Origin of the sequence: Nonomuraea sp. NPDC052116 (assembly GCF_040680035.1) — a bacterium.
Lineage (GTDB): Bacteria > Actinomycetota > Actinomycetes > Streptosporangiales > Streptosporangiaceae > Nonomuraea > Nonomuraea angiospora_A.
Map to the genome: position 1 here is coordinate 4,893 of NZ_JBFAWA010000026.1, position 10,499 is coordinate 15,391.

The window sequence follows — 10,499 nt, forward strand, 5'->3', positions numbered from 1 at the left end:
AGGTGAGTGGGCTCTCTCAGGCCACCGTGTGGGTCGACGCTCGGTGAGTGGGCTCTCTCAGGCCACCGTGTGGGTCGACGCTCGGTGAGTGGGCTCTCTCAGGCCACCGTGTGGGTCGACGCTCGGTGAGTGGGCTCCCCTCAGACCAGCGTGCGGGTCGGCGCCCGGTGAGCGGCTCCCTTCGATGAGAGAAGCGCGCAGCTCAGCAAGGGTCGCCTGCGTCGACGGGGCCGAGTGATTCGTGGGTCGTGCCGCTCAGGGCGGCGAGGACGGCCTCTTCCACCGTGGAGTGCACGTGCAGGACGGTGTGCGCCCACGTGAGTTCCATGATCCGGGCCAGCTTCGGATCGGGGGCGGCCAGGTGCAGGCTGCCGCCGTGCTGGCGGGCGAAGGCGTGGGTGTTGAGCAGGACGCGAAGGCCCGCGCTGCCCAGGAACTGCGCCTCGCTGAGGTCGATCACCACGTGCTCGCCGGGCTGCCGCCTGCTGCCGCGGATATGACGATCGAGCTGGCCGGCGGTCGCGACGTCGACCTCACCGGCCACCGAGATCACGCTCACGCCCGGCAATCTCTGAATGGCGAACGTCAGATCCGGCATGCGGTGCCCACCGATCGGAGTCCGGAGACGATGCACTGTTATGGCTTGCCCGTATCGCACCATATCCGCGCGCCCGCCTTTCGCCTAGACATCAGCACTTACTTCTTTCCGGCCGGGGCCCCGCGCCCGGCACGCCCGAGGTGAGCAGGGGATTCATGGAACCCACACGATCCGTGCAAGACCGGCCCGGCACAGTGGAACGTACGGGACGAGTGATTGGCGGTCGGACATATTCAGCGCGCGGGAACGGACGGAAATACGAATATCCGCGACGCCGCGAATTTCGGTGTCGCTCTCCCCGAGTTTGACCGTGCTCGCCATGATCACGGATGCGCTCGCAGGCCGTTGTCGCGGTCTGCCCCAGTCGTGGCGAAGGGCGGTTCAGGCACGGTCCGGCTGGCGGTCGAAAGAGGCGGTGCGACCGCTGGGAGCACCCGGCCATGCGGTGGTGCCGGACAGCGTCGTGCCGTGCGTCCCCGTCGGTGACGTCTCCGTCCAGGAGCAGATCGATCGCTTGCATGACATGCCACCCGACCTCCTGCTCAAGGACCTGGAGCAGGCGTTCGGGCCGCTGCCCGCGCACTGGCGGGCCGCCGCCGACCGGCCCGACCGCTGGCTGCGCGGGTACGCGGGCGCGCTCGCCGACGTGTGGGCCGTCGCCGAGCCGCTGTGGAGCAGGGCGCGCCCGCTCCTCGACAGGGAGGTCGCGCGGGTGGGCGTGGCGAGCGTGCGCGGCGGCGCGGACGCGCTGCTCGGCTCGCTCGCCGGGCGGCTCGTCCGCGACGAGAACGGCCTGGTCATCGAGGGGGTCGCGGCCGGTGTCCACGAGCTGGGGGACCGGTCGCTGGTGCTCGTGCCGATGCTGGCGGGCAAGGACGCGCTGATCGTCGGGCTGGACGACCCGGAGACCGTGTGGATCGCGTATCCGGTTCCCGCGGCCGGGAGGCTGTGGCGTACGGACTGCGACGACCTCTCGGAACTCGTGGGACCGGTACGGGCGGAGCTGCTGCGTACGCTCGACCGGCCCATGACCATGACCACGCTGGCCGGCGGCATGAACATCCCGCCCAGCAGCCTGACGTTCCACTGTGACCGGCTGGTCGCGGCGCGGCTCATCGCCCGTGAGCGCCGGGGCCGCGAGGTGTGGATCGACCGCACACCCAGGGCGGGTGCGCTCCTGGAGCTGTGCCTCCGCTGAATCCCCTAACAGGAACGGGGGCGCTCGTGATCCGGCGCGCCCCCGTTCAACCAACTGCTGCTCAGCCGGCCTTGGTGAACTGGTTGAACAGCGGGCCGTCGAGATTCCAGCCCGGCTCGTTGGCCAGGATCTTCTGGGTGTGCGATTCGATGGCGAGGCGCCACTTGTTGTTGTTCGACAGGCGGAAGATCTTCACCGTCTCACCGGCGGAGGCCGCGGCGGGCGCGTACCCGAGGATGCCCTCGTAGCGGAACTTGCCCGAGTTCACGAGCGACTCCCGCTCCGTGACGGAGCCGGTGACGATGTAGGAGGCCTTGCTCTCCCAGCGCAGCCGGAAGAGCGGCTTGCCGCCGGCGAAGGGGGCCCGCGAGATGTAGTACATCGGGGTCTGGGTCAGCGACCAGCCGTGCTTGGTGATCGCGCTCTCCTTCTCCGCCTCGTTGCTGGTGTAGAAGAAGCCGCCGTCCTTCGTCACCAGCTCGTAGACCTTCACCCGCTGCTCGGCGACGCTCTGCGCCGACGACGCCGTCGTGGCGGACGCCTGCGTGGCGATCCCGAAGGACAGCGTGGCGCCGAGCGCCACGGCGAGCCCGAGGCCGACGGGGCGGGTCATGCGGCCGAACGATATAGCCATGAAGCTGTTTCCCTCCGTATGGATGGCGATGCCCGGCCAAGCTAACAGCGCGCTGTGTAACCGCCTTTTCCATTTCGAGTAACGTCTAAGGGTTACTCGCCAGCCTGGCGCGCAGGCGGTCGGCGTCCGGGTGGTTGAGCTGCTCCAGCAGCTCCAGGGCACGGCGGAACGTGTCGAGGGCGGCGGCGCGGTCGCCGGCGGCGTCGTACATCTCGCCGAGGTGAACGGTGGTGTCGGCCTCGTGCCAGCGGTCCCCGACCTCCTGGAACAGGCCGATGGAACGCCGGTAGAGCTCGGCGGCCTCGGCGAAGCGGCCGAGGTGGTGGTAGGCGTAGGCGAGGCTGTCGCCCGCGCTGGCCTGGCCGTGCCGGTAACTCAGCTTCGCGTGCAGGTCCAGGGCCTCCTGGCAGTACGGGATCGCCTCCTCATACTCGCCGAGCAGGACGAGCTGGTAGCCGATCGAGTTGAGGAACAAGGCCGCGCCCGCCTCGTTGCCCGCCTCGCGGTGGAGCGCGAGGGCCTGGTGGAACTGTTCGAGGGCGGCGCGGGGCCGGTCCTGCTTCTGGTGGATGAAGCCGAGGCCCAGATGCGCACGGGTCCGGCCGTCACGGTCGCCCAGCTCGGTGAACAGGGCGATCGCCCGCTCCAGGTAGGCCCGGGCGTCGTCGAGCCGGCCGAGCCGGATGAGGGCGCGGCCGGCCCCGGCGTGGGACTGGGCCTCGCCGAACCGGTCCGCCTGCCGCCGGGCGACGGCGAGCGCGGCGCTGTGGGCGGCGAGCAGGTCGAGCCAGCGTCCCTGGCGGTCCAGGTAGTCGCTGAGCGTCCAGCCGATCTGCCACGCGCGGGTGCCGAGGCCGGTGTCGGCGGCGTGCCGGACGGCGGCCATGAGCGTGGGGTGCTCGGTGGCGAACCACTCCATCGCCTGGTCGTGGTCCGCCGGGTTCTCCGGGGACGTCCCCGGCTGGGGCTCGTCCAGGGTCAGCGGCTGCCGGCTGCGGTTGATGATCAGGGCCGCGGCGTGGGCCGTGTGCAGGTAGTGGTCGAGCAGGCGGAACGTCGCGGCCCGCCGCTGATCGGAGGAGGAGGAGCTGGGGCCGTCGAAGGCAGCGTGGCCGGCGTAGGTGGCGGTGTCGGCGGTGTCGTGATCGCGGAGGTCGGAGGGGGAGGCAGGGGTGGAGGGAGGGGCAGAGGTGGTGGGGGTGGTGGGGAGGTTCTGTTCGGCGGCGTAGGCGCGAAGGAGGTCGTGCATGGTGAACCGGTCGGCGACGTTCTCGGTGACGAGGTGCGCCCGTACGAGCTCCCCGAGCAGCGCCCGCACCCCACCGCCCGTGAGCCCGGCCAGGCTAGCCGCCGCCGCGCCGCCGAGATCCGGGCCGAACGCGCTCCCCAGCAGCCTGAACAGGCGCGCGGCCGGCGGCGTGAGCGCCCGGTAGGACCAGGAGAAGACCGCGCGGAGGCTGGCCGTCCGCTCCCCGGCGTCCAGGAGGTCGAGCCGGGAGGAGTCCTCACGCAGCTGCCCGGCGAGCACGGCCAGCGGGAAGCCGGGATGCATGCGGGCGCGGGCCGCGACGATGCCCAGCGCCAGCGGCAGCCCGCCGCAGCGGTCGAGCAGGTCGGCCACCGCGTCCGGCTCCGCCCGCACCCGCTCCGCGCCCAGCAGGCCGATGATCGCCTGGCGGGCCTCCTCCGGGTCGAAGGCGTCGAGCGGGATGGGCCGGGCGCCGTGGCCGGTGATGAGGCCGGGCAGCTGACGGCGGCTGGTGACCAGCACCGCGCAGGACGGGCTGCCGGGCAGCAGCGGGGTCACCTGGTCGGTGTCGCGGGCGTTGTCGAGCACGATCAGCATCCGCTTGCCCGCCACCAGGCTGCGGTAGAGCGCGGCCTGCGCCTCCAGGCCGACGGGCACCGCGGCGGCGTCCACGCCCAGGGCGTCGAGGAAGCCGCGCACCGCCGTCTCGGGCGGCATGGGCGCGTCGGAGGGGTCGAAGCCGTGCAGGTTCACGTACAGCTGGCCGTCGGGGAAGCGGGGCAGGTTGCCGTGCGCCCAGTGCAGGGCGAGCCAGGTCTTGCCGACGCCGCCCGTGCCGCCGATGGCGGAGATCACCACCGTGTTCCCGGACGCGGCCATGATCCGGTCGAGGGCGGCCAGCTCGCGCGAGCGCCCCGCGAACGACGGCGGCGGCGGGGGGAGCTGGCGGGGCACCGGAACGGGGCGCGGGGTGAGCGCGGTCTCGGCGGTGAGCATCCGCAGGTGCAGCCGCCGCAGGTCGGGGCCGGGATCGGCGCCCAGCTCGTCGGCCAGCCGGCGGCGGGTCCGCTCGTAGCGGTCGAGCGCCTCGGCCTGGCGGCCGTTGCGGTAGAGGGCGAGGATGAGCTGCCCGACGAGGCGCTCGTCGAGCGGGTGGCGATCGGCCAGTACGGCCAGCTCGGGCAGCAGCTCGGCGTGCCGGCCCAGCCGGAGCTGGACGTCGTGGTGGTCGAGCCGGGCGGACAGGTGTTCGGTCTGGAGCGTGTGGCGCAGGGCCGCCAGCCACGGGGTGTCCAGGTCGGCGAACGGCTCCCCGCGCCACAGGCCCAGCGCGACCCCGTACAGCCGGGCGGCCTCCCGGTCGTCGCTCGCCCGCGCCCGGGCCAGCAGCGCGCGGAAGCGGTGGAGGTCCACCGCCTCCTCCCGCACCCGCAGGAGGTAGCCGGCGGCGCTGCGGTGGATGCCGTCGGAGGGGGACAGGATGGAACGCAGGCGGGACAGGTAGCTGTGCAGCGTGCCCGCGGCCCGTTGCGGCGGGGTGTCGCCCCAGACGCGATCGGTCAGCTGGTCGAGGGAGACGGGATGGTTGGCGTCGACGAGGAGGGCCGCCAGCACGCAGCGTTGCCGCGCGGGCCCGAGGTTGATCGGCCGGCCGTCCGCCCACGCGCTGACCTCGCCCAGGATCCCGAACTCGACCCCCACGGGATCATCCTAAGGCGTGGCCGTCACCGCGGCAGGAGTGGCTTGGACAGCTCGAACACCCCGCCGATCCCCCTGGCGGGGTTGTCGAAGACGACGGCGGCCAGGTCCTTGGCGGGGATCACGTGGGTGCCGGTGGCTCCCCGGCGCGGGTTCGGGTCCCAGACGGTGATCGTGCCCTTCGCGGTGTCGTAGCCGTAGGCGACGATGGCGTGGCCGAAGTCGCGCTTCTTCCTGCTCCAGGGCAGCCGGTTGCCGAGGACCGCGACGATCGTGGGCTTCCCGAGCACGCCGACCGCCTGGGAGACCTGCGCCATCAGCGCGGCGGGGTCGTCCTTCGCGTACGTGAGCCGGAACTGGTAGCCCTCCGGCCTGACGTACGTGTTGAGCACGGCCAGCACGTACTCCCGCTTGGTCGAGCGGGCCTCGGCACTCGTCCTCATCTCCTTGGCCAGCTGATCCTGACCGCGCTTGACGCCGAACGCGCGCAGCACGATCGCGCTGGACGCCGGGGCGCAGTAGTAGCTGGTCCGCTGCACCTGCCCCTTGATCCCCACCGAGACCGCGGCGGGCACCGCGAGCTGCGCCCTGCCCGGGGGCAGCACAGTCGCGGACCCGGCGACGATTGGCACGGTCGCGGACCCGGCGACGATTGGCACGGTCGCGGACCCGGCGACGAGCGGCGCGGCCGCCGCGGGCGGGGTGGCGAAGGGCAGGACACAGGCGGCGAGGGCGGCGCCGAGGACGAGTCTTGCGGAACGCACGCGGTCTCTCTCCGTGTTGCAGGCGATACGGAAGTGACCAAAATACACACTTCAGCGGCTCAGTTGTTCGTTCATGATGAGGAACGCCCCCAGCCCGTGGAAGTCGTTGACCGGCCGGCCGCGCCCGAAGTAGTAGGCGAGCGAGTCGCTGGCGTTGGTGCCCTCGCTGACGCCCACGAGGTTGGTCCGCCCGTCGGAGCCGAGCGACACCTGGGCGAGCACTCCCTGGTAGCCGCGTTCGGCGTTCGCGCGGTAGGAGGCGTCCACGTACCCGCGCTCGACCGCCCGCGAGATCGTGTACGTGTACATCGCCGAGCACGACGTCTCCGTCCAGTTCGACGGGTTCGACGGCTCGGTGACCACCTGCCACCAGCGGCCCGTGGCCGGGTCCTGCCAGCGGGCGTACGCGGGCACGAGCTCGCGCAGGATGTCGATGAGCGCCGCCCGGCGCGGATGGTCGGCCGGGATCAGCTCGAGGATGTCGGTCACGGCCATCCCGAACCAGCCCATCGCCCGGCACCAGGAGATCCCGTTCGTGTTGCCCAGGGAGGGTTTGACCCAGGACGCGGTGGGGCCGCCCGGCTCGTCGTAGGCGTGGTACAGCAGCCCGGCGGCCTGGCCCGACGTGCGGCGCAGGTGGCTCCAGTAGATCTCGAGCTGCTTGGCCGGCTCGGCGCTCGTGAAGGAGTCGGCCGCCACCCAGGCGCCGTACCGGGCGAGGAACGGGTCGGCCATGTAGACGCCGTCACCCCAGAGCTGGCCCTCGCGGGAGGTGGAGGTGGAGTGCCACCAGCCGCCGTCGGAGGTGCGCGGGTACGTGTTCAGCCGGGTCCTGATCTTGGCCGCGGCCGTGCGGTAGCGGGCCTGCCCGGTCTCCCGGTAGAGGGCGAGCAGGACGTTGCCGGCCTGCATGCTGTCGAGGTTGCCGAAGGTCTGGGAGATGCCGCCGGAGGAGTCCACGAACCGGTCGGCCCAGTCCTTGATGTACTGCAGGTAGCGGGGCTCGCGGGTGCGCTGGTAGACGAGGTACTGGCCCCAGAGGTAGAGCCCCTGCGGGTAGCTCCAGCCGCCGAGCGTGCCGGGGGAGAAGCGGGCCATCGTCGAGTCGACCATCGCCCTGGACCAGTCGGTGCCCGTCGAGGAGGGGTCCACGCTCAGCGAGTCGAGGTTCGGGCCGCCGTTGGCGGTGGTGGCCGTGGCCTTGACCGCGTTCGCGCCGGCTGCCAGCGTGACCCGTACGGTCACGGTCCGCCAGGTGGTCCAGGCGCCGGTGCCGGGGAAGGACAGGGTGGTGCCGGTGCCACCGGCGGTGACGGTCATGGGGCGGTCGGTGGCCGTCCCGTTGGCGTAGCGGAGGGCGAGCGTGACCGGGCCGGGGTCCGCCGCCTGGATGGTCCACTCGACGGAGGAGCCGGCGACGTTGTCGAGGTTGACGAATCCCGAGCCGGTGAACCCGGCGTGGTTCGACTCCACGACCCCCTGCGAGATCGTCCCGTTCTCGGCCTCGTAGAGGGTGGCCGCCGCGGCCGAGCTGACGGCAACCGGTTGCAGAAATAACAGGCCGCCGAGTGCCGTGGCGGTGATTGCGCGAAGACGTCCCATGTATCACTCCGGGTCTGACGAGCTGTGATGCCGTGCCGTCGGTGCGGTCCTGCACGATCGGAGGCCCATGGCTCCGATCTCCTTGCGCACCTCAGGGATACATCCCGGCGTGGTGCCCTGTCTACCGGTCAATGTCATCCGATGTATCGATGCGACAAAGTTAGGAAACTTTCCTAAGAAATGGACCGTTCCAACTATTGACGGGGCTGACGGTTTATGGCAAACGTTTGGAAAGCTCCCCTCTCTTACACCAGGCATCACTCTCAGCCAGGAGCGCCCGATGAACTTCAGCAAGTCCCGGGCCTGCGTCATCGCCTGCTTACTCGCCCTGGGAATGGCCACGGCCCTCCCGGCGGACGCGGCGCCCACCCGGTACGAAGCCGAGAACGCGACGATCTCCCAAGGCGCCGTCGAGTCCAACCACGCCGGCTATTCCGGCACCGGCTTCGTCAACGGGGACAATGTCGCCGGCTCCTACACACAATGGACGATCAACGCGCCCGCCGCGGGCACGGCCACGCTGGCCTTCCGCTACGCCAACGGCACCGGCGCCGACCGGCCCAGCGACATCGCGGTCAACGGCACGACCGTCGCCGCAGCCCGGTCCTTCCCCGCCACCGGCGCCTGGACCACGTGGGCCACGATCACGCTGACCGCCCAGGTCACCGCGGGCACGAACACGATCAGGGCCACCGCCACCGGCGCGGGCGGCAACCCGAACTGGGACTACCTCGACGCCGAGGTCCAGTCCTCGAACTTCACCGACTACCAGGCCGAGTCCGGGACGATCTCGCAGGGCGTCGTCGAGTCGAACCACGCCGGATTCACCGGCTCCGGGTTCGTCAACTACGACAACGTCACCGGCTCCTACGTCGAGTTCGCCGTCAGCGCGGCCGCCGCCGGCACCCAGAGCCTGACCTTCCGCTTCGCCAACGGCACCACCACAGACCGGCCGATGACCATCGCCGTCAACGGCACCGCGGTCGCCACCGCCCGGTCCTTCCCCGGCACCGGCGCCTGGACGACCTGGCAGGAGATCAGCGTGGACGCGCCGCTCAACGCGGGCGGCAACACGGTCAGGGCCACGGCCACCACGGACAACGGCGGCCCGAACCTCGACCGGCTGCGGGTCACCGGCCCCGGCGACACCGAGAAGCCGACCTCGCCGGGCCAGCCGACGTGCTCCGACATCACGCACAACGCCCTGACCCTGGACTGGCCGCCGTCCACCGACAACATCGGCGTGGTGGCCTACGACATCTACCACCAGGGCCAGCAGATCGCGACCGCGACCGCGCCGCCGTACCGGCTGACCGGGCTCAACCCGAACTTCTCCTACCAGCTGTCGGTCTTCGCCCGCGACGCCTCCGGCAACGTGTCGCTGAGCAGCCCCGAGGCGAACTGCCAGACGCTGCCCGCACCCGCCGACAACCCGCCGTCGCAGCCGGGGCAGCCCACCGTCAGCGGCGTGCAGTCCGCCTCCGCCACCGTGACCTGGGGCGCCTCCACCGACGACAACGGCGTGCGGGCCTACCTCGTGCGCGACAACGCCACCAACGCCGTGCTCGCCACGGTGACCGGCACCCCGCCCGCCACGACGGCCAGCGTGCCGCTCGAATGCGCGCACACGTACCAGGTGCACGTGGTCGCGCGTGACAGCGCCAACCAGCTCTCCACGCCGAGCGCGCCGTCCGCGTCGTTCACCACCGGGACCTGCGGCACCGTGCCGCAGACGCCGACCAGCATCGCCGGCGGCTGGGACGTGCCGTGGGACATCTCCTGGGCGCCCGACGGCACGTACGCGCTGGTGACCGAGCGCGACACGTTCAAGGTCTTCAAGATCACCCCGTCGGGCACCAAGACGCAGGTCGGCACCGTGCCCAACGTGCAGACCACCGACGGCGAGGGCGGCCTGATGGGCCTGGACTTCTCGCCCACCTGGAACGGCACGAGCGACCAGGAGGTGTTCTTCATGCACACCGCCTCCGAGGGCAACCGGGTCGTGAAGATGAACTTCAACGGCACCGCGCTCAGCGGCTACGCCACCATCCTCCAGGGCATCGACAAGAACCGGTACCACAACGGCGGGCGCATCAGGTTCGGCCCCGACGGCTACCTGTACGTCACCACCGGCGACGCGCAGCAGTCGAGCAACGCCCCCGACCTCGACTCGCTCAACGGCAAGATCCTGCGGATCACCAAGACCGGCGCCGCCGCGCCCGGCAACCCGTTCGGCACCCGCGTCTACAGCTACGGCCACCGCAACCCGCAGGGCCTGGCCTGGGACTCGGCCGGCCGGCTGTGGGAGTCGGAGCTGGGCAACTCCTCGCGTGACGAGCTCAACCTCATCCAGCCGGGCAAGAACTACGGCTGGCCCACCTGCGAGGGCACCTGCAGTACGTCCGGCATGACGAACCCGAAGTACACCTGGAGCGTCTCCGAGGCCTCGCCGAGCGGCATCGCCATCGTCAACAACACGGTGTTCATGGCGGCGCTGCGCGGCCAGCGGCTGTGGCGCATCGTGCTGAACGGCGAGAACGTCTCGACGGTCAACTCGTACTTCAACGGCACGTACGGCAGGCTCCGCGCGGTCGAGAAGGTGCCCGGCGCGAACGCCATCTGGTTCGGCTCCACCAACTCCGACAACAACGGCGACGGCTCGGCCGACACCATCCGCCGCTCCAACATCCAGTAGTCACCCCCCTCATCGCCGGCGGCCGCGCCATCGCGCGGTCGCCGGATCCACCCCCCGGAGC

At 71.2% G+C, this 10,499-nt stretch carries 7 protein-coding genes; 2 read left to right on the plus strand and 5 right to left on the minus strand.

Going from position 1 to position 10,499, the window contains the following annotated elements; genetic code table 11:
• Positions 1 to 202: 202 nt before the first annotated feature.
• Entirely contained in the window at positions 203 to 661 is a 459-nt protein-coding gene (locus AB0L65_RS40140; protein WP_364256893.1) for an STAS domain-containing protein, read from the minus strand.
• A gap of 460 nt (positions 662 to 1,121) precedes the next feature.
• Between AB0L65_RS40140 and AB0L65_RS40145 the strand changes: the two genes are divergently transcribed.
• The gene (locus AB0L65_RS40145; protein WP_364256896.1) at positions 1,122 to 1,796 is read left to right on the plus strand and encodes a hypothetical protein; all 675 of its coding nucleotides are present in this window, start codon (positions 1,122 to 1,124) and stop codon (positions 1,794 to 1,796) included.
• A gap of 61 nt (positions 1,797 to 1,857) precedes the next feature.
• On the opposite strand, the gene AB0L65_RS40150 is transcribed toward AB0L65_RS40145, so the two are convergent.
• The 4 genes from AB0L65_RS40150 to AB0L65_RS40165 form a co-directional block, all read right to left on the minus strand.
• Positions 1,858 to 2,409 (minus strand): hypothetical protein, encoded by a 552-nt coding sequence (locus AB0L65_RS40150; protein ID WP_364256899.1) that lies wholly within the window; start codon positions 2,407 to 2,409, stop codon positions 1,858 to 1,860.
• A 106-nt stretch (positions 2,410 to 2,515) separates the two neighbouring features.
• On the minus strand, positions 2,516 to 5,380 hold the full coding sequence (locus AB0L65_RS40155) for a BTAD domain-containing putative transcriptional regulator (RefSeq protein WP_364256902.1): 2,865 nt from the start codon (positions 5,378 to 5,380) through the stop codon (positions 2,516 to 2,518).
• A 23-nt stretch (positions 5,381 to 5,403) separates the two neighbouring features.
• Positions 5,404 to 6,141 (minus strand): C39 family peptidase, encoded by a 738-nt coding sequence (locus AB0L65_RS40160; RefSeq protein ID WP_364256905.1) that lies wholly within the window; start codon positions 6,139 to 6,141, stop codon positions 5,404 to 5,406.
• 51 nt (positions 6,142 to 6,192) lie between these two features.
• On the minus strand, positions 6,193 to 7,743 hold the full coding sequence (locus AB0L65_RS40165; RefSeq protein WP_364256908.1) for a glycoside hydrolase family 88 protein: 1,551 nt from the start codon (positions 7,741 to 7,743) through the stop codon (positions 6,193 to 6,195).
• 280 nt (positions 7,744 to 8,023) lie between these two features.
• Here AB0L65_RS40165 and AB0L65_RS40170 point away from each other — a divergent pair, with 280 nt between their 5' ends.
• Positions 8,024 to 10,438, plus strand: coding sequence for a PQQ-dependent sugar dehydrogenase (locus tag AB0L65_RS40170; protein WP_364256911.1), 2,415 nt, complete (start codon positions 8,024 to 8,026; stop codon positions 10,436 to 10,438).
• Positions 10,439 to 10,499 lie beyond the last annotated feature (61 nt).

Bases quoted from the DNA above. Each gene is read 5' to 3' on its own strand.
- AB0L65_RS40140 (WP_364256893.1), bottom strand. From the start codon at position 661: ATGGTGCGATACGGGCAAGCCATAACAGTGCATCGTCTCCGGACTCCG.
- AB0L65_RS40145 (WP_364256896.1), top strand. From the start codon at position 1,122: ATGCCACCCGACCTCCTGCTCAAGGACCTGGAGCAGGCGTTCGGGCCG.
- AB0L65_RS40150 (WP_364256899.1), bottom strand. From the start codon at position 2,409: ATGACCCGCCCCGTCGGCCTCGGGCTCGCCGTGGCGCTCGGCGCCACG.
- AB0L65_RS40165 (WP_364256908.1), bottom strand. From the start codon at position 7,743: ATGGGACGTCTTCGCGCAATCACCGCCACGGCACTCGGCGGCCTGTTA.
- AB0L65_RS40170 (WP_364256911.1), top strand. From the start codon at position 8,024: ATGAACTTCAGCAAGTCCCGGGCCTGCGTCATCGCCTGCTTACTCGCC.